Here is an 18998-nt window from a genome sequence, read left to right as displayed (position 1 = left end):
ACTCGACCACCGCTGCATCACCGGCGCAAGCCGCGATAGGCCGCCGCCGCGAGCGGCAGGAACACGAGGGTGATCACGAGCGGCCACACGGATGCCGCCAGCACCGCGTTCTCGGCCAGCCACCCGCTCGTCACGCCCGTGGGATTGCCGAAGAGCTCCCGGGTCGCCGTCGCGGCGGCAGAGACGGGATTCCACTCGGCGACGGTTCCGAGCCAGCCGGGCATCGTCTCGGCCGACACGAACACCGTTGAGAGGAATCCGATCGGCCAGACGAGCACCTGCACCGCCGTCGTCGCGCCCGTGCCCCGGAAGGTCAGCCCGAGGTAGATGCCGAGCCAGAGCAGCGCGAACCGCAGCCAGAGCAGCAGCACGACCGCGAGCGCGATCTCTGCGGGCCCCGTGGTCGGCCGCCAGCCGATGAGGAGACCGCCGATCATCAGCACCCCGAGGCTCAGCGCCGACGACGCGAGGTCGGCGACCGCGCGGCCGAGGGCGACCGACGCGCTCGAGAGCGGCAGGGAGCGGAACCGATCGGTGATGCCGCGCTTCGCGTCCTCCGCCATTGCCGTCATCGTGCTCTCGAGCCCGAAGAGCATCGTGAGCGCGAACATGCCCGGCAGGAGGAAGGCGATGTAGTCGCCGCCGCCCGGCACGTCGATCGCGCCGCCGAAGAGGAATCCGAACATGAGCAGCAGCATGACGTTGAACGCCAGGCCGAAGATGAGGCCCCACGGCTCGCGCACCCAGTGCAGCACGTCGCGGCCGGCGATCAGCCAGCCCTCCCTCAGAGCGTTCGGCCGTCGGTCTCGCGTCTCGCCCGGGGCGTGGGTGATGGTCGTCATCGTGCCTCCTCGTGTGCTGGTTGCGGCGCGGCATCCGCGGCGCCGGGTTGCCCGGTGAGGTGCAGGAACACCTCGTCGAGCGTCGGCCGCCGCAGGGCGAGGTCGTCGATCGCGATGCCCGCGAGATCGAGCTCACGCACGATCGGGGTGAGCGCCTTCGCGCCGTCGGCGACCTCGACGGTGATCGTGCGAGTGTCGGGGTCGACGGATGCCGCAGCCGCCGCGACGCGGCCGATCACGTCGGCCGCCTGGGCGAGCAGCGTGGCGTCGGCGATCACCGCGTCGACCCGGTCGCCGCCGAGCCGTCGCTTGAGTTCGCTGGGGGAGCCCTCGGCGACGACCCGGCCGTGGTCCATCATCGAGATGCGGCTCGCGAGCTGGTCGGCCTCGTCGAGGTATTGCGTCGTGAGCAGCACGGTCGTGCCCGCTGCGGCGATCTCGCGCACGGCCTGCCAGACCGTGGCGCGACCGCGAGGGTCGAGTCCGGTCGTCGGCTCGTCGAGGAAGAGCATCGCCGGGGTGAGCACGAGGCTCGCGGAGATGTCGAGGCGCCGTCGCATGCCGCCCGATAATCCGGAGACCGCGCGGTCGGCGGCATCCGTCAACTGGAACGACTCGAGGAGTTCGTCGGCGCGCGACCGGGCGCGAGCCTTGGAGAGCCCCCGCTGAGCCTCGCGAACAGCACGAGGTTCTGGCGAGCCGTGAGCGCATTCGTCGACGGCGTGGAACTGGCCGACGAGGCCGATGCGCTCGCGCACGAGGGCGGGCTGCTGCCGTATGTCGATGCCGTCGATACTCGCGGTGCCCTCGTCGATCGAGCTGAGGGTGGTGAGGCAGCGCACGGCCGTGGTCTTGCCGGCCCCGTTCGGGCCGAGCAGGCCGTGCACGGTGCCGCGGGCGATCTCGAGGTCGAAGCCGTCGAGTGCGAGCGAGCGGCCGTAGTGCTTCCGGAGTCCGGTCGAGCTGAGTGCGGTGGGCGAGCCGGGTGCGGCCTGCGGGCGGGTCGGTGTCGAGTTTCGTGGAGTCATCGTTCTCCTTAACGTACGGCGTACGGAATTATTCCGAGTGACACCGTACACCATATGGAGAAAGTAGACTAGCCCGATGTCGACCGAATCGACGGGCCGTGGCGAGCCTGACCGAACGCTCGCGCTGCTGTGGCGCGATCGGCTCGGCGAGCCCACCGGCTCGCGGGGGCCGAAGCAGCGATCGAGCGTCGACGAGGTCGTGAGCACCGCCATCCAGCTCGCCGACGAAGAGGGCATCGAGGCGGTGTCGATGCGGCGCATCGCCGACCGGCTCGGGCTCAAGCCCATGTCGGTCTACACCTACGTGCCGGGCAAGGCCGAGCTCATCGACCTCATGTTCGACCAGGTCGCGGGGGAGCAGGAGTTGCCGCCGCACACCGGTTCATCGCGCGAGCGCCTCGAGCGCATCGCCCGAATCCAGTGGCGCGACTACCTGCGCCACCCGTGGCTGCTCACGATCGACACGAGTCGCCCTCCGCTCGGGCCGAACGTGTCGGACCGCTGGGAGTGGGCACTCACGGCCATCGAGGGTCTCGGGCTCACTGATCTCGACATGGACCAGGTCATCACGCTCGTGGTCGGGTACGTGTCGGGCCCGGCGCGTGCCTTCGTCGATGCCGAGCGGCTCCTGCGCGCGACCGACGAGAGCGACCAGGAGTGGTGGGAGCGCAACGCCCCGATCCTCGAGCAGGTCATGGAGCCGGGTCGGTACGAGATCTCGGGACGCGTCGGACAGGCGGCGGGCGAGGCGTACGCCGCAGCCGCCGACCCGGCACGTGCCTTCGAGTTCGGACTCGCGCGCATCATCGACGGCATCGAGTCGTATATCGCCGACGTCGGCGAAACGCGTGCCGGCAAAACGCGTGCCGGCGAAACGCGTGCCGGCGAAGCGCGCCTCGACTAACTCGTCGGCGGCGGCTTCATGAGGGCGCCCGTGGCAAGCCCGACGACGAGCCCGGCTGCCAGCCAGAGCCAGAACCCTGTCCACAGGCTCACGCCGACGCCGACGATCGCCCCCACGACGAGTCCGACGATGAGCTGCGTGCGACGGGCGTTGGGGGAGGAGTCGGCCATCCCCCAAGCCTAGGTCGATCGCCTGCCGGTCAGATGAGGCCGAGCCCGCGAACGGCCTCGCGCTCGTCTTCGAGCTCGGCGACGGATGCCGCGATGCGCTGCCGCGCGAAGTCGTCGACGTCGAGCCCCTGCACGATCTGCCAGACACCATCGACCGACTCGACCGGGAACGAGCAGACGAGCCCTTCAGGCACGCCGTAGGAGCCGTCGGAGACGACCGCCGCGCTCGTCCAGCCATCGGGGGTGCCGGCGACCCAGTCGCGCACGTGGTCGATCGTCGCTGCCGCCGCCGATGCCACCGATGACGAGCCGCGCACCTCGATGATCTCGGCACCGCGCTTCGCAACCCGCGGGATGAACTCGTCGACGAGCCATGCCTGTGCCCCATCGGGCCCGCCGAAGCGCGCCGCGAGCAGCGCCGTCACCGGGTCGCCCGCGGCCGTCGCGTGGGCGACGTCGGGGAACTGGGTCGCTGAATGGTTGCCCCAGATCGTCACCCGGCGCAGCTCGGCGACGGGAGTGTCGAGCGCCTCGGCGAGCTGGCCGAGGGCGCGGTTGTGGTCGAGGCGGGTGAGGGCGGTGAAGCGCTCGGCCGGGACATCCGGAGCATGCGCCGCCGCGATGAGCGCGTTCGTATTCGCCGGGTTGCCGACCACCACGATGCGGATGTCGTCGGCGGCCCCGGCGTTGATCGCCTCGCCCTGCGGGCCGAAGATGCCCCCGTTCGCGGCGAGCAGGTCGCCCCGCTCCATGCCGGCGGTGCGCGGCCGGGCGCCGACGAGCAGTCCGATGTTCGCGCCCGAGAATGCCGCGGCGGCATCGTCGTAGACGTCGACGTGCGAGAGCAGCGGGAAGGCGGAGTCCTGGAGTTCGAGTGCGGCGCCTTCGGCCGCTCGCACGCCCTGCGGGATCTCGAGGAGGTTCAGGCGCACGGATGTCTCGGGCCCGAGCATCGCGCCGGAGGCGATGCGGAAGAGCAGGGCATAGCCGATCTGCCCGCCTGCGCCAGTGATGGTGATCGTGACCGGTGTGCGGCTCATGCTCCGAGCCTACGCCGCTGCGTGCCGGGCCTCAGAGCTGTGCGAAGGGCTGCACTCCGGTCACGATCGTGTTCGTTCGCGTCACCTGATCGGGGTGCTTCCGCGGTGGGCACGGTCTGCTCTAGGTTTGCCCTGAACCGAACGCAAGCCTGAACGAGTCAGAACCACGCACCCACCAGTGCGACTGACTCGCGACATCTCCTCGTCCGTCCCGGGGGCGCGGCACAGGAGCAACCACCGCCTCCGCTTTTCGTCATTGGAGCCGAAAATGCGCAAGGTGTTCTTCGTTCTCAGCGGGCTCGTCGTGCTCGCCGTCGTCGTGCAGTTCTACTTCGCCGCCATCGGCGTGTTCAGTGAACCGGAAGACGAACTGTCCGCCATCCACGGCACGAACGGCCGGATGGTGCTCCCGGTGCTCATCATCCTGTGGATCATCTCCGCGGCGCTTGCGAGAGCGGGCCGCGGAACGATCGGACTCACGTTCCTGGCGCTCGGACTGCTGCTCTTCCAGACGGTGCTGTTCATCCTCACCGGCCTGCTCACCGGAAGCACGCCGCCGCCCGACGGGCATGTCACCATGTCGGGAACGATCATGCTGGGCTTCCACGCGATCAACGGTCTCGCGATCCTGTGGGTGTCGACGATCGTGCTGCGTCGGTCGAAGCGGCTCGCGTTCTCGACTCCGGCCCGCGCAACGACCCCGGACGAGGAGCCTGAGGCCGTGCCGTCGTCGTCGCCATGACGGGGCCGGCGTTCCGGCGCGGTCGCACCGCCGGGAACGAGCCGGAATGACACGCCAGGTCCACGCGCCGGGCAGCGACGCGGCGGCTGATCGCCGGGCGCTCTCGCGACTGCGCCTGTGGGCGCTCGTCGCGGGAGCCGGTGGCTGTCTCGGGGTGCTCTTCCTCGTGTTCTTCTCCGCGCTCGGACCTCCGATGAGCGAGAGCGGGAGCGAGTGGTCCTGGCTCGCGCCCGCGAACGACGTGACGGGCGTCGTGTTCGCGCCCGCGCACGCGCTCGCCGCGACCAGCCTGGTGGCCGTCCTGCCGAGGAGTCGATCGCTGCGTGCGATGACGGTCGTCTTCATCGTCGCCGTCGCCGTGATCGCGCTCGCGACGGTGCTGCTGCTCGCGGGCGCCGTCGGATTCGACGTGCAGCTCGCTCTGTCCCTGCCCGCCGTGGCGGTCATCTACGCATGGCTCGCGATGGCCTCCACGGTCGGCCTGCAGACGGGTGCGCTTCCGCCCGCCGTCGCGAAGTGGGGTCGGATCATGGGCATCGCGCTCGTTGCGGCGGTGGTGATCGCCCTGGCCGGCGCTGCGCTGCCCGAAGCTTCCGTCGCCCAGGTCGCCTCCTACAGCCTGGCCGGTGCGATCGGCGTGCCGTGCTGGCTGCTCTACCCCGTGTGGTGGATCGTCATCGGATGCCGCGTCGCTCGTTTGCGCGTGGCGTAGCGACGCGGCATCCGTCGCTACGCCTACCCTGAGGCATGCGCGAGTTGTATCCCGAGATCGAGCCGCTTGAGACAGGCATGCTCGACGTCGGCGACGGACAGCACATCTATTGGGAGATCTCCGGAAATCTGTCGGGCAAGCCGGCGGTGTTTCTGCACGGTGGCCCCGGTGCCGGCACGACGCCCGAGCACCGGCGGCTCTTCGACCCAGAGCAGTACCGGATCGTGCTCTTCGACCAGCGCGGCTGCGGACTCTCGATCCCGCACGCGAGCGAACCTGAGGCCGACCTCTCGGCGAACACGACCTGGCACCTCGTCGCCGACATGGAGCGACTGCGCGAGCACCTCAGCATCGACCGCTGGCTCGTGTTCGGCGGCTCGTGGGGAAGCGCCCTGGGCCTCGCCTACGCCCAGACGCACCCCGAGCGAGTGACGGAGCTCGTGCTGCGCGGCATCTTCACCTTGCGCCGCCAGGAGCTCGACTGGTTCTACGAAGGCGGCGCATCGGCGGTGTACCCCGATCTCTGGGAGGACTTCATCGCCCCCGTTCCCCTGCTCGAACGCGGGCACCTCATCGAGGCCTACGCGCGCCTCTTGAAGAATCCGAATCCGGAGGTGCACGAGCCGGCCGCAGCGGCCTGGGCGCGCTGGGAGGCCTCGACGATCACGCTCCTGCCGCAAGCCGACACGATCGCACGATTCACGACCCCCGAGTTCGCGACGGCGTTCGCCCGGATCGAGAACCACTACTTCCGGCACGGCGGCTGGTGGGAGGACGGGCAGTTGATTCGGGATGCCACGCGCCTCACCGACATCCCGGCCGTCATCGTGCAGGGACGATACGACATGTGCACGCCCGCGATGACCGCGTGGGACCTGCACCGAGCCTGGCCCGAAGCCGACCTGCGCATCATCGCCGACGCCGGGCACGCCTTCGACGAGCCGGGGATCCTCGACGCACTCATCGAGGCCACCGACCGCTTCTCGGGCGCTCCCCGCGACGACGAGTATGACGACGACGACCGCGACGGCGATGGCGACGACGACGATGACGACGGCGATGAGGGCGGCGACTTCGGCGACGACGACGGCGGCGAGCGCGGAGACGATCGCGATAACGACGACGCTGGCGCTGGCGATGACGGCGACCACGAGCACGGCGATCACGACGACGCTGGCGATAGCGCTGGCGTCGATGACGGCGACCGCGAGCAGAGCGATGACGGCGACCGCGAGCACGCCCACGACGCCATAGGCAAGGGGCTGCGTCAGGACGACGCGCCGGAGTAGCGTCGATCCATGACGTTCAACCCGAACGCCGACATCGGCGGCGGCAAGGCTTCCAAGCGCGGCCGGAACACGGGAATCGCCGTCGGCGGCGGGCTCGGTGTGGTCGCATTGTTCCTGCTCTCGCAGCTCCTCGGCGTCGACCTGTCGGGCCTGGTGGGTGGCGGCGGTCAGCCTGCCACGACCGACTCGTCGCTCGAGCAGTGCCTCACGGGTGCCGACGCGAACGAGAACATCGAGTGCCGCATGAAGGGCGCTTCCGCCTCGCTCGAGGCGTACTGGTCGCAGCAGGGCGGCCCGGAGATCGGGCTCGCCTATGCCGGCCCCCCCGCGACCTGGCGCTCTTCGATGGTGCAGTGAATACGGGATGCGGCGGGGCGTCGTCGGCGACAGGTCCGTTCTACTGCCCGCCCGACCAGACCATCTACATCGACGTGACGTTCTACGACGAGCTCCGCAGCCGATTCGGTTCGAGCGGCGGACCGCTCGCCGAGATGTACGTGATCGCGCACGAGTGGGGCCACCACGTGCAGAACATCGCGGGCATACTCGAGCGCTCCCAAGACGGCCAGACGGGGCCGACGTCGAACGCCGTGCGCGTCGAGCTGCAGGCCGATTGCTTCGCCGGGGCGTGGGCAGCCGACGCGTCGACCGTGCCCGACGAGAGCGGCGTGCCGTTCCTGCAGGAGATCACGCCGGAGCAGTACACGAGTGCTCTCGACGCGGCGGCCGCCGTCGGAGACGACCGCATCCAGGAGGCCACGCAAGGCCAGGTCTCGCCGCATACCTTCACGCACGGCACGAGCGAGCAACGCGTGCGGTGGTTCGAGACGGGCTTCGACCAGGGAGCCGGCGCGTGCGACACCTTCGCTGTCGACGGCTCGGCACTCTGATCAAGCTCGCCAGCCGGGGTGACGCGGAGCAGCGCGCACCAGAGGCCGGCCCGTCTCGCGTGGAGCCGGCAGGGAGCCTTACCGCCCGATCGCCGCGACGATAGCCTGCCCAAGCTGAACCGGCTTCGTGAACTGGGGCCAGTGCCCCGTGGGCAGGTCGACGTAGTCGACGTGCTTCACCTTCGCGAGTTCGAGCGTGAACGGGCTGCCGGCGGCGATCCACTCGGTGAGCATCGAGCTCGGGAACTCGCAGGCGATGACCGTGATGGGCACGTCGAAGCGGCGTTCGTCGCTCAGCTCCATCGGGTCGGTCGCCACGCGAGCCGGCTCGGGGATCGCCCGCGCGCGGAACGACTCGCGCAGGTCGTCGGTGAGATCGACGAGGTCTTCGTCGGAGAACTCCGACCAGCCGGGCAACGGAACGTCGTGCCCCTCGATGGGCAGTTCGGCGTTGATCGCGTTGCCCTCGCCGAGCGGACCGGCGTCGACGTAGACGACACGTGCGATGCGGTCGGGCCGGGCGTCGGCGACGCCGTGTGCGATCGCGCCGCCGCCGGAGTGCCCGACGAGCACGACCTCGCCCTCGAGTGCATCGACGGCGGCCACGACCGCGTCGACATGATCGCGCAGGCCGATGCTCGAGCGATCGGCGTCGACGGACTCGAGCCCCGGCAGGGTGAGGGGATGCACGCGGTGGCCGGCTTCTTCGAGGAGCGGGGTCACCTGCTGCCACGAGGACGCGTCAAGCCAGAAACCGGGAATGAGCATGACATCCATGGTGCGACGCTAGCGCCGCCGACCGACACTCGCCTCGGCACGCGGGCGCCCGGCGCTCGTCAGGTCGGGGACGGCACAGGGGTACGACGGGTACCGGAGGCGGCGAGCACGAGGATGCCCGCCGAGAGCACGACGAGCCCGATGACCGCTCCCGCGGAGAGGGTCTCGCCGAGGAGCGCGACGCCGAGGATCCCGGCCGTCAGGGGCTCGGCGAGCGTGAGCGTCGAGACGGTGGCGGGCGCGAGTTCGTTGAGTCCGATGCCGAAGAGCACGTACGCCAGGGTGGTCGCGACGAGCCCGAGCCAGAGCGCCATGGCGAGCCCCGGGCCGGTCGCGAGCCACGCGGCATCCGTCGTCAGCAGGAGAGGGAGACTTGCGACCGCCGCGGTGCCGAAGAGGGCCCCCATACTGCCGGTCGCGCTCCAGCCCCGATCGAGGAGCGCCTTGGCGGCGAGCGTGTAGACGGCGTACGAGGCGCCCGCGCCGAGCGAGGCGAGGAGGCCGGTGGGCTCGGCAGCGGCATCGCCCGGCGAGGTCGCTGCAGCGAGGATCGCGACGCCCACGGTCGCGATCACCGTGGCGACGAGCCAGCGGTGGCCGGGGTAGCGGCGGCGCAGCGCCCAATCGAGTGCACCGGTGATGACCGGTGCGGAGCCGAGGGCGACGACGGTGCCGACCGCGACGCCGTTCGCCGCGGTGCCCGCGAAGAACGCCGGCTGGTAGGCGAGCACGCCCAGGGCGCCGATCGCGACGAGGAGCCACCACGGCAGGCGCCCGCCCGGGCTCGCGAGGGTCGCGACCCGGGCGACGCCGAGCGTCGGCGCGGCGGATGTCCCGGTCGCGCCGTTCCGCCGACCCCCGGCGAAGTGAAGGATCAGGGCGACGGCCGCGAGCCCGCCGCCGCCGATGAGGATGCGCGCTGCGCCGACGGACTCAGCGCTCGCCTCGGGCCCGAGCGCTTGCGCCGTTCCGGTCGTGCCGAAGCAGGCCGCTGCGAGCAGCACGAAGAGCACGAAAGGCATGGCCATATTGTTACACAATCCGGCGGTTGGCTGTGAAGTGTGTCGTGATGATCAGCCAGACAACCGCTTGCCCGCCCCGTTCGGGGGGTCAAGCGCGGATGGTTGCTTTGCTCATAGGATCGGCCCAGCCCTACATCTGAACAGGAGACCCCTTGACCCGAACACTTCCCTCCATCGCGCGCAGGCTGACGGCGATGGTGCTCTCACCCCTGCTCGCGGCCGGGTTCCTCGTCGCCGCGACCGCGGCGCCCGCCAGTGCGGCTGACAGCGTCAGCCTGCAGGGCGTCGTCACCGCCGAGCTCGGCGGAGGGGGCTACGCGCCGCAACCAGGAATCCAGGTCTCCCTCTACAGCCTCTCCGGCTCAGGCGACATCGCGTACTCCACTCCCAGCAGCGACGGCGGCGCCTTCACCCTGTACGCCCAACCGGGCCGCTATCGCATCCACTTCGAATCGAACAACTGCTGCGGCGCCAACTCTGCAGCCACGTGGCTGGGCAATACGCCGTATGAGGCGCAGTCCCAGATCGTCGAAGTCGGCGCCGTGCCGCTCACCGGTCTCAACGCGCAACTCGAGATCGGTTCGACGCTCTCGGGCGTGATCAGCTTCGCCGAGAGCACCAACCCGCAGGCTGCGGCAGCCGTCTTCCTGTACGACTACGGGACGGGCGAGTACGAGCGCTTCGGCTACCGCGCGGTCGCCGATGCGAACGGCGCCTACACGATCCCGGGTCTTCCGGCGGGAACGTACACGCTGCGCTTCGGTGACCCGAGCGACCAGGCGCTCGTCTCCACCGTCTATTGGGAGGACTCGGACTTCATCTTCGCGAGTACGCCGGTGGAAGTGGCTGCTGATCAGCAGCTCACGGGATTCGATGCGACGGTCGGTCCGGGTGGCGTCTGGATGAGTCGGCTCTTCGGTGCCGACCGGTTCGCCACTTCGGTGCAGATCTCGCAGGCCGGGTATCAGCAGGGCAGTGATGAGGTCTTCATCGTCAACGGCATGGACTTCCCCGACGCGCTCAGTGCGGGTCCTGCGGCGGCACGCATCGGCGCGCCGATCCTGCTGACGATGCCCGCCGGGATGACCGATTCGGTGATGGCGGAGCTCGCTCGCCTCGCGCCGACGACGATCTATATCGTGGGCGGTACGCCGTCGGTCTCGATTCAGGTCGAGAACCAGCTGCGGGGATACACGACTGACGTGATCCGTTTCAATGGCGCGGACCGCTTCGAGACGTCGCGCTTGGTCGCGGATTACTTCTGGGGCGGCAGCGACAACCGCACGGCATACCTCGCGACCGGGATGAACTTCCCCGACGCGCTCTCGGCCGCTCCGGCTGCAGCGAACGAGTACGCCCCGGTCATCCTCGTGAACGGCGGGCTGAGCACGGTCGACTCCGGGACGAAGACGTTGCTCGACGAGCTCGACATCGAGAAGGTCGTCATCGCCGGTGGTGAACCGAGCGTGTCTGCCGGCCTGAAGAAGAGCATCGACGAGCTCCCCTTCATCCTCGAGTCGTATCGCCGGAACGGCGCCGACCGCTTCGCCACGTCGCTGATCACGAACCAGAAGTCGTTCCCGCTCGCCGACGCGGCATTCCTCGCCACGGGGTACTCGTTCCCCGACGCCCTCGCGGGTGCCGCTCTCGCGGGATCGTGGTTCGCCCCGATCTATCTCGTTCCCCAGGTCTGCGTTCCGCTGGAGGTGCTCGAGGAGATCGGCCGCCTGCACGTGCGCGACCTGGTCCTCCTCGGTGGCGAGCCGTCGCTGAGCGATGACGTGATGAACCTGATTCCCTGCTGACGGTTCCGGGGGCGCGCAGAACTGCGCGCCCCCGGCCCGGTAGGCTCGCGGATGTCGCGCGCGACGCTCGGCGGGTAGCCGGCTCGACGCGACAAAGGAACCACCCCTGATCGGGGGGCGCAATGTCAATGCGCGCATACGCATAGGATCGCGTCAGCCCTCATCCGAACAGGACGTCGCGGGCGCCCATCACTCGAGCAGGAGCAATTCTTTGACCCGAACCCTTGCGCCCGCTGTGCGTCGAATCTTCACGATGACGGTCGCTCCGCTGCTCATCACAGGATTCCTGATTTCCGACGCCGCGGCGCCGGCGATTGCCGACACTGGCGTCACGGTGAGCGGAACCGTCACCCATGAGACGCCGCCTGGAGACGATCCGTCGGCTTACCTTCGGATCAATGTCGCGCTGCATCCGCTCTTCGGATCTGCGGAACCGAAAGTCGTCAGGGCGTTGGACGATGGAACATTCGCCATCCATGGCGTGATGCCCGGCCGGTACCGCGTGCACTTCAGCAAGATCGCGCCACCCCCAGCGGACTATTCCGCTCCCACGTGGTGGGGCGGAACTCCTCACGAATCCCAAGCTCGGATCCTTGAGGTCGGCGCGCAGCCCGTGAGCGGCATCGACGCACGACTCGAGATCGGATCGACGATCTCGGGCGTGATCACGTATGACCCCTCCAACTACAACGGCACTGGCGGGTACCTCAACGCGAAGGCATCCGCCTTCCTCTTCGACCACGCTATCGGTGAATATGAACGCCGCGGATTCAGGGCCGTCCCTGACGGGGGAGGGAACTACACGTTCCGGGGGCTCCCGCCGGGCACCTACACGATTCGGTTCGGCGATTCGTATGACCAGCAGACCACCTCCACTGCATATTGGGACGGCGCCGACGATCTCAACGCCAGCACGCCCGTCGAGGTAGCGGCCGACCAGCATCTCTCGGGCATCGACGGGGTCATGCGTCCGGGGGATGGTCTGCAAGTCGGGCGCATCGCCGGCCCCGACCGCTTCGCCACCGCAGTGGAGATTTCGAGGGTCGGCTTCCCCTCCGGAAGCGAGGCGGTCTTCATTGTGAACGGGCTGAACTTTCCCGACGCGCTCGGCGCGGCTCCGGCGGCTGCCCGCATCGGAGCCCCGATCCTGCTCGTGACGCCGAACGCGATCCCCGATTCGGTCAAGACGGAGCTTGCTCGGCTCGACCCTGCGACGATATTCATCGTCGGCGGCGAGGTCTCGGTTTCCCTTGCCCTCGAAGGGCACCTGCGCGACGACACGACCGAAGTGGTCCGCTTCGGCGGCATAGACCGCTTCGAGACGTCGCGCATGGTTGCGGACTACTTCTGGAGCGCTACCGACAATCGCACCGCGTACATCGCGACCGGACTGAACTTCCCCGATGCCCTGTCGGCCGCGCCGGCGGCGGCAAACGAGCACGCACCTGTCGTTCTCGTGAATGGGGCGGCGAGCGAACTCGACGAGGCCACCGGCTCGCTTCTCGAACAACTCGGCATCGAGAAGGTCGTCGTCACGGGTGGCGAGTCGACCGTCTCGGCAGGGGTGAAGGCGAGCATCGACGCGCTCCTCTTCCTCACTGAGTCCTCTCGGCGCAGCGGACCCGATCGCTTCGAAACCTCCCTGCTCACAAATCGCGATTCGTTCCGGCTCGCCGATACGGCGTTCCTGGCAACCGGTTCGACGTTCCCCGACGCGCTTGCAGGTGCGGCGCTCGCCGGAGGATCCCGCACGCCGATCTATCTCGTCCATCAGGATTGCGTGCCGAGCAATGTACTTCCGGATATCTACCGCCTCGGTGTTCGCAACGTAACCCTCTTGGGCGGTGAGTCGACGCTCACCAACAGCGTGTACCAGCTCAAGCAATGCTGACCTCTGGGGCGCCGTGCACTCCCCCGGCCCGGTAGGCTCGCGGATGTCGCGCGCGACGCTCGGCGGGTAGCCGGCTCGCCGCGACATCCGTCTACCCGAACCGGAGGTCTGTGTGCGCGCCGTGCAGTTCACTGAATTCGGCGCGGCGCCCGAGCTCGCCGACGTGCCCGAGCCCGTCTGCCCCCCGCGCGGCGCCGTGATCCGCGTGCGTGCCACCGGGCTCTGCCGCAGCGACTGGCACGGCTGGATGGGTCACGACGCATCGATCTCGCTGCCGCACGTGCCCGGGCATGAGTTCGCCGGGGAGGTCGCCGAGCTCGGCTCCGAGGTGAGTGGCGAGAGCGGCTGGCAGGTGGGCGATCGCGTCACCGCACCGTTCATCTGCGCGTGCGGGCGCTGCGACGAGTGCCGCTCGGGCAACGAGCAGGTCTGCGACGCCCAGTCGCAGCCCGGATTCACGCACTGGGGCTCGTTCGCCGAGCTCGTCGTCGTCGACGAGGCCGAGCTCAACCTCATCCGTCTGCCCGATTCGCTCGGATTCGTCGAGGCCGCTTCGCTCGGCTGCCGCTTCGCCACGGCGTACCGCGCGATCGTTTCGCGCAGCCGGCTCGCGCCGGGCGAGCAGATCGCGGTGCACGGATGCGGCGGCGTCGGCCTCTCGGCGATCATGATCGCCGTCGCAGCCGGACTGCGGGTCTACGGCGTCGACGTCTCGGATGCAGCGCTCGCCGCCGCCGAGAAGCTCGGCGCCATCCCGGTGCGCGGCGGCGAGGGCGCCGCGGAGCGCATCCTCGAGGCGTCGGGGGGCGGGGTGGATGTCTCCGTCGACGCCTTCGGCAGCAGCGAGACTTCGTTCGCCTCCGTGCGGAGCCTGAAGAAGCGCGGCCGGCACGTGCAGATCGGACTCATGTTCGGAGACAGTGCGCTCGCCGCGATGCCGATGGACGCGGTCATCGCGGGCGAGCTCGAGATCCTCGGCAGCCATGGCATGGCGGCCCATGAGTATCCGTCGATGCTCGGTGCGGTCGCCTCGGGCGACTTTCGCCCGATCGAGCTCGTCGGGCAGCGCATTACGCTCGACGAGGTGCCCGAGGCGCTCGCCGCGATGGGCACCGCCGGCGGAGCCGGCTCGGGGATGACGGTCGTCGAGGTGTAGCGGCATCCGCTTCATCGGGGCATAATCTGCGTATGGATGCAGATATGCAGGTATGTGGCCGTGCGCCCGACAGCCAGTACGTCGAACTCGCCGTCGAGGTGTTCTCGATGCTCGCCGACGCCACGCGCATCCGCATCATCCTCGCGCTGCGCGACCACGGCGAGCTCTCGGTGAACCTGCTCGCCGACATCGTCGACAAGGCGCCCACGGCCGTCTCACAGCACCTCGCGAAGTTGCGCCTCGCGCGCATCGTGGCGACACGGCACGAGGGCACGAAGGTGTTCTACCGGCTCGAGAACGAGCACGCCCGGCAACTCGTGGCCGACGCGATCTTCCAGGCTGAGCATTCGCTCGGCGGCACGCCGAGGCATCACCACGCCGAGGCGGCGGCGGGGGAGTCGGCATGACGGATGCCTCGAGCGCTCGGTCGCACGCGAGCGAGTACGACCATCACCACGGCCACGACCACCACGACCACGACAACCCGGGCGGCATCCGCGGATTCCTTCGTGAGCTCTTCGTGCCGCACACGCACGACGCGGCCGACTCCGTCGATGACGCGCTCGAGGCGAGCACCGCCGGCATTCGCGCGCTGAAGGTGAGCCTCTTCGTGCTGCTCGCCACGACGCTCCTGCAGCTCGCGGTAGTCTTCGTCAGCAACTCGGTCGCATTGCTGGCCGACACCGTGCACAACTTCTCCGATGCGCTCACGGCCGTGCCGCTGTGGGTGGCGTTCGTGCTCGGCCGGCGCGCCGCCTCGCGCGGGTATCCCTACGGCTACGGTCGCGCCGAGGATCTCGCCGGCCTCTTCATCGTCGGCGTCGTGGCGGCATCCGCGATCGTCGCCGCATGGCAGTCGATCGACCGCCTGCTGAATCCGCAGCCGATCGAGCACCTCGGGTGGCTCATCGCCGCGGGCTTCATCGGATTCGTCGGCAATGAGGCCGTCGCGATCTACCGCATCCGCGTGGGCCGGCGCATCGGCTCGGCCGCGCTCGTCGCCGACGGCGTGCACGCCCGCACCGACGGCTTCACCTCCCTCGCGGTCGTGGTCGGCGCCATCGGCGTCGCGCTCGGCTTCCCACTCGCCGACCCCATCGTGGGGCTCGTGATCGCCGCAGCGATCCTCGTGCTGTTGTGGGGCACCGTGCGGAGCGTCGGCCGCCGGCTCATGGACGGCATCGAGCCCGAGCTGATCGAGCGCGCCGAGCATGCGCTCGGCCACACGCCGGGTCTGGCCGGTGTCGGCCAGGTTCGGTTGCGCTGGAGCGGCCACCGCCTCACCGGAGACGCCGTCGTCGTCATCGACGGCGAGCCGTCGTTCCGCGAGGTTGAGGCCATCTCGACAGACGCCGAGGCGCGCGTCCGTCATGCCCTGCCCAAGGTCGACGCCTTCGCGGTTCGCGCGAGCAGCTCGTCCTGAGGCCGTTCGTAACGCGGACGCCGAGACTCACTGCCGATGGCCGGCCGTCGGAGACCTGACGATCGGAGGACGTGTGACCCTGACCATCGCTGGCTACGAGACCGTTGAGGTCTTCATCGGATTGGACGTCGGCAAGGGCGAGCAACGCCGTCGCACTCGACCGCCACGGCACCCGTCTGTTCGACAAGCCGTTGCCCAACGACGAGCATCGGTTGCGGGCGCTGATCGGCGAGTTGAAATCACACGGGCGGGTGTTGCTCGTCGTGGATCAGCCCGCCACCATCGGGGCTCTGCCGGTCGCGGTCGCGGAAGCAGAGGGCGTGCTCGTGGGCTACTTGCCCGGGTTGGCGGTGCGGTGTATCGCGGACCTGCACCCCGGCGAGGCCAAGACAGATGCCCGTGATGCAACAAGGTCCTCAAACGCGCGCTGGCGGGACGGGACCCTCTACGAAACGCGCGTGCGGCAAACTGGCTGCGTAGCCGCGATCCCTCACTATGCGGCGAGAGAACCGCGCCAGCAGCCGAATCGGAGCCTACGGGCGACGTAGCAAGTGGTGGGTTTCCGTCATTCCGACCTCAGCGAAGCCTTCGCGTTCGTACAGACGCTTCGCTCCTTCATTGACCTTGTGAACCTGGAGCAGCGTTCCGCGGTCGGTCTTCGCGGATTCTTCGACCACCCAACCGAGGGCGGCGGTGCCGATGCCTTCGCCCTGACGGGATGGGGCGACTTCGATGAGCTCTAGCCAGGTGTCTCCGTCGCGCATGCCCAAGTACACCGCACCAACATCCGACCCATCCGACTCGAGAACGAACACGTCGTGATCGTCGACGAGCGGGCGGAAGAACTCGTGCTGCTGCGCCACGATCCACGGTCCATAGGCCGCCTCCACCAAGTCCTTGTGGGCATCCTCGTGGAGTTGGAACAGCCACGCCTCATCCGCGGGCGTGGCCGGTCGGGTAGTGATCGTCATTCACGTATTCTGCCGTGCCCAACCCACCACTCCAACCACCGTGGAGTGTGGACCAGGACACTTGACGAAAGAGATAGGGGCCCCCCGATCGCGTCACTGGCGCGTGGATTGCGGCGCCCCTACCATTGCTCCGACCCCCAACAGGAGGAATGCATGAGCGAGCTCCACACGGCACCCGCCGGCTGGTATCCCGAACCGAGCGGCACCGACGGGCAGCGGTGGTGGGACGGCACGCGATGGACGGAGTACGCGACGCCGTTGTCGCCGCCGACGCAGGCGCAGCATGCGCCCTACGGAAGCGCACGCGATGCGCGCGTCCCTGACGGCACCCCCGTCGACACTGTATGGATCTGGCTCATCGTCGTGCTGCCCGTCGTCGCAGTGATCCCGTTCTTCCTGTGGGACTTCGAGGGATACCTGCAGCGCTCGATGGCCGGCGACCCCGCCGCGCAGTTGAGCCTCTACCGCGATCCCATGTACCTGGCCTCCATTCTGCTGGGCTGGGGCGCCTACGCCGCATCGGTCGTGTTCGCCTACTTCGACATGGTCGCGCTCAGGAAGCTCGGGTACGCCAAGCAGTTCCACTGGGCGTGGACGTTCCTGTGGTCGCTCGTCTACGTGGTCGGGCGCACGGTGGTGGTGAAGCGCCAGGCAGGGCACGGCACCGCGGTCATGTGGGTCGCGATCACCCTCAACGTCGCGGTGTTGGTCGGCACGATCGTGTGGTTCATCGCCGTCATGGCGAACGTCTTCGGCTCGGCGATCGAGTCGTATCCCGCCATCTAGCCTCACGCCGACCCGAGCTGCTGCAGTCCGCTCTCGTAGGCGATGATCACGAGCTGCGCGCGGTCGTGAGCGTGCAGCTTCGACATCACGCGGTTCACGTGCGTCTTGGCGGTCGCGGGCGAGATGAACAGCTCGGCCGCGATCTCCTGGTTCGACCGACCGCGCGCGACGAGGAGGAACACCTCGCGCTCGCGCTCGGTGAGCTGCTCGAGTTCGCTCGGCGGCTTCATCGTGTGCGCGGCATCCGTGCCCGGAAGCACGTAACGCGTGATGAGGCTGCGCGTCGCCGCCGGTGAGAGGAGCGCATCGCCCGCGTGCACCGAGCGCACGGCGCGCACGATCTCCTCGGGCGCGGCGCCCTTGCCGATGAAGCGCGAGCCGATCCGGTGGAATCGCTGCGCTACGAGTGACGCGCTCCGAGTGACGGACGCAACGGCGACCGCGGAAGCCCACGGGTTCTCGCGGTCGCCGTCGTGTCGTCGCCTCCAGCCATCGCGCTTCACGCGCCCGACCGCGACAATAGGGGCATGGATCCGATCGACGCACTCGAGGAGATCGCCTACATCCTCGAGGGAGAGCGGGCGTCGCCGTTCAAGTCGAAGGCGTTCCGCCGCGCGGCCCAGGCGATCGAGCCGTTCTCGACCGAGGAGCTCGCCGAGCGCGTGCGCGACGGCCGGTTGCAGCGACTGAAGGGCATCGGCGACACGACCTACGCGGTCATCGTGCAGGCGGTCGAGGGTCGGGTGCCCGACTACCTCCTGGAACTGCGGGCGCGGTCGGCCGATGCGCCGGCGCGAGTGGAGCAGGGTCTGCGCGCCGAGCTCCGCGGCGACCTGCACAGCCACAGCGAATGGTCCGACGGCACCACCCGCATCGAGGTGATGGGCCGGGCGGCGAAGCAGGCTGGTCTTGAGTACCTCGTCGTCTCCGACCACTCGCCGAGCCTCAGGATCGCGAACGGGCTCAGCTCCGCACGCCTCGTCGAGCAGCTGCAGGTGATCGACGACCTCAACGACAAGCTCGACGGCATCCGCCTGCTGCCCGGCATCGAGGTCGACATCCTGCTCGACGGCGCACTCGACCAGACCACCGACATGCTCGACCGCCTCGAGCTGGTCGTCGCGAGCGTGCACTCGAAGCTCCGCATGGAGTCACGCGAGATGACGGCACGGATGCTGCGCGCGATCGAGCACCCGTACATGAACGTGCTCGGCCACTGCACGGGCCGACTCGTCGAGGGCTCTCGCGGCACCCGCCCCCAGTCGACGTTCGATGCGCCGGCGGTCTTCGCGGCCTGTGCCGAGCGCGGGGTCGCCGTCGAGATCAATTCGCGCCCCGAGCGCCAGGACCCGCCCGACGAGCTCATCCAGCTCGCCCTCGAGGCCGGATGCCTCTTCAGCATCGACAGCGACGCGCACGCGCCGGGGCACTTCGGCTTCCTCGACCTCGGCGCAGCGCGCGCGGAGGCGAACGGCGTGCCCGCCGAGCGCATCGTCACGACGTGGCCCGCCGATCGCCTCGTCGAATGGTCGCGCGCCCGGCGCTGATCG

Annotated in this window: 18 protein-coding genes and 3 pseudogenes; 13 read left to right on the top strand and 8 right to left on the bottom strand. The window is 69.1% G+C overall.

What is annotated here, in order from left to right; all coding sequences use genetic code 11:
• Positions 1-17: 17 nt before the first annotated feature.
• On the bottom strand, positions 18-842 hold the full coding sequence (locus QFZ29_RS14000) for an ABC transporter permease (protein WP_306894658.1): 825 nt from the start codon (positions 840-842) through the stop codon (positions 18-20).
• Positions 839-1870, bottom strand: a complete 1032-nt coding sequence (locus tag QFZ29_RS13995) for an ATP-binding cassette domain-containing protein (RefSeq protein ID WP_306894657.1) — start codon at positions 1868-1870, stop codon at positions 839-841. The genes QFZ29_RS14000 and QFZ29_RS13995 overlap by 4 nt, the downstream gene beginning before the upstream one ends.
• Positions 1871-1946: 76 nt before the next feature.
• On the opposite strand from QFZ29_RS13995, the gene QFZ29_RS13990 reads away from it, so the two are divergent.
• Positions 1947-2774, top strand: a complete 828-nt coding sequence (locus tag QFZ29_RS13990) for a TetR/AcrR family transcriptional regulator (protein WP_306894656.1) — start codon at positions 1947-1949, stop codon at positions 2772-2774.
• Here QFZ29_RS13990 and QFZ29_RS13985 read toward each other — a convergent pair.
• Entirely contained in the window at positions 2771-2944 is a 174-nt protein-coding gene (locus tag QFZ29_RS13985) for an HPP family protein (protein WP_306894655.1), read from the bottom strand. The genes QFZ29_RS13990 and QFZ29_RS13985 overlap by 4 nt on opposite strands.
• 29 nt (positions 2945-2973) lie before the next feature.
• Positions 2974-3984 carry a malate dehydrogenase gene (locus tag QFZ29_RS13980; RefSeq protein ID WP_306894654.1) on the bottom strand — a complete coding sequence of 337 codons (1011 nt, stop codon included), beginning with the start codon at positions 3982-3984 and terminating at the stop codon, positions 2974-2976.
• 268 nt (positions 3985-4252) lie between these two features.
• Between QFZ29_RS13980 and QFZ29_RS13975 the strand changes: the two genes are divergently transcribed.
• The 4 genes and pseudogenes from QFZ29_RS13975 to ypfJ all read left to right on the top strand — a co-directional run bounded on the left by QFZ29_RS13975 (position 4253) and on the right by ypfJ (position 7617).
• Positions 4253-4726, top strand: a complete 474-nt coding sequence (locus tag QFZ29_RS13975) for a DUF6220 domain-containing protein (RefSeq protein WP_306894653.1) — start codon at positions 4253-4255, stop codon at positions 4724-4726.
• A gap of 46 nt (positions 4727-4772) precedes the next feature.
• The gene (locus QFZ29_RS13970) at positions 4773-5438 is read left to right on the top strand and encodes a hypothetical protein (protein ID WP_306894652.1); all 666 of its coding nucleotides are present in this window, start codon (positions 4773-4775) and stop codon (positions 5436-5438) included.
• A 35-nt stretch (positions 5439-5473) separates the two neighbouring features.
• Positions 5474-6430: pseudogene (gene pip / locus QFZ29_RS13965) on the top strand (prolyl aminopeptidase); the annotation flags it as partial.
• A 306-nt stretch (positions 6431-6736) separates the two neighbouring features.
• Positions 6737-7617 (top strand): annotated as a pseudogene (gene ypfJ, locus QFZ29_RS20480) (KPN_02809 family neutral zinc metallopeptidase).
• Positions 7618-7695: 78 nt separating this feature from the next.
• Here ypfJ and QFZ29_RS13950 read toward each other — a convergent pair.
• Positions 7696-8394 carry an alpha/beta fold hydrolase gene (locus QFZ29_RS13950; protein ID WP_306894649.1) on the bottom strand — a complete coding sequence of 233 codons (699 nt, stop codon included), beginning with the start codon at positions 8392-8394 and terminating at the stop codon, positions 7696-7698.
• 59 nt (positions 8395-8453) lie between these two features.
• Positions 8454-9416 (bottom strand): EamA family transporter, encoded by a 963-nt coding sequence (locus tag QFZ29_RS13945; RefSeq protein WP_306894648.1) that lies wholly within the window; start codon positions 9414-9416, stop codon positions 8454-8456.
• Positions 9417-9610: 194 nt separating this feature from the next.
• Between QFZ29_RS13945 and QFZ29_RS13940 the strand changes: the two genes are divergently transcribed.
• From QFZ29_RS13940 to QFZ29_RS13915, 6 genes and pseudogenes are all read left to right on the top strand, one after another.
• On the top strand, positions 9611-11221 hold the full coding sequence (locus QFZ29_RS13940; protein ID WP_306894647.1) for a cell wall-binding repeat-containing protein: 1611 nt from the start codon (positions 9611-9613) through the stop codon (positions 11219-11221).
• Between the two features lie 253 nt (positions 11222-11474).
• A complete protein-coding gene (locus QFZ29_RS13935) occupies positions 11475-13112 on the top strand; it encodes a cell wall-binding repeat-containing protein (RefSeq protein ID WP_306894646.1) in 1638 nt (545 codons plus the stop codon).
• 121 nt (positions 13113-13233) lie between these two features.
• Positions 13234-14268: a zinc-dependent alcohol dehydrogenase family protein gene (locus QFZ29_RS13930; protein WP_306894645.1), complete on the top strand. Its 1035-nt coding sequence runs from the start codon at positions 13234-13236 to the stop codon at positions 14266-14268.
• Between the two features lie 32 nt (positions 14269-14300).
• Positions 14301-14675, top strand: coding sequence for an ArsR/SmtB family transcription factor (locus QFZ29_RS13925; protein WP_306894644.1), 375 nt, complete (start codon positions 14301-14303; stop codon positions 14673-14675).
• Complete coding sequence (locus tag QFZ29_RS13920; protein ID WP_306894643.1) at positions 14672-15691, top strand: cation diffusion facilitator family transporter; 1020 nt, start codon at positions 14672-14674, stop codon at positions 15689-15691. The genes QFZ29_RS13925 and QFZ29_RS13920 overlap by 4 nt, the downstream gene beginning before the upstream one ends.
• A gap of 79 nt (positions 15692-15770) precedes the next feature.
• Positions 15771-16098: pseudogene (locus QFZ29_RS13915) on the top strand (IS110 family transposase); the annotation flags it as partial.
• Between the two features lie 126 nt (positions 16099-16224).
• Here QFZ29_RS13915 and QFZ29_RS13910 read toward each other — a convergent pair.
• Positions 16225-16662, bottom strand: coding sequence for a GNAT family N-acetyltransferase (locus tag QFZ29_RS13910; RefSeq protein WP_306894642.1), 438 nt, complete (start codon positions 16660-16662; stop codon positions 16225-16227).
• 153 nt (positions 16663-16815) lie between these two features.
• On the opposite strand from QFZ29_RS13910, the gene QFZ29_RS13905 reads away from it, so the two are divergent.
• Positions 16816-17448: a DUF2510 domain-containing protein gene (locus tag QFZ29_RS13905; protein WP_306894641.1), complete on the top strand. Its 633-nt coding sequence runs from the start codon at positions 16816-16818 to the stop codon at positions 17446-17448.
• 2 nt (positions 17449-17450) lie between these two features.
• Here the strand turns inward: QFZ29_RS13905 and QFZ29_RS13900 are convergent, their stop codons facing one another.
• The gene (locus QFZ29_RS13900) at positions 17451-17951 is read right to left on the bottom strand and encodes a helix-turn-helix transcriptional regulator (protein ID WP_306894640.1); all 501 of its coding nucleotides are present in this window, start codon (positions 17949-17951) and stop codon (positions 17451-17453) included.
• A 24-nt stretch (positions 17952-17975) separates the two neighbouring features.
• Here QFZ29_RS13900 and QFZ29_RS13895 point away from each other — a divergent pair, with 24 nt between their 5' ends.
• Positions 17976-18995 (top strand): PHP domain-containing protein, encoded by a 1020-nt coding sequence (locus QFZ29_RS13895; protein WP_306894639.1) that lies wholly within the window; start codon positions 17976-17978, stop codon positions 18993-18995.
• The last annotated feature ends 3 nt before the right edge of the window (positions 18996-18998 follow it).

Source organism: Agromyces albus (genome assembly GCF_030815405.1).
Classification (GTDB): domain Bacteria; phylum Actinomycetota; class Actinomycetes; order Actinomycetales; family Microbacteriaceae; genus Agromyces; species Agromyces albus_A.
Note: the sequence above shows the minus strand (reverse complement) of the source record. Positions and strands in the feature narration are given on the sequence as shown.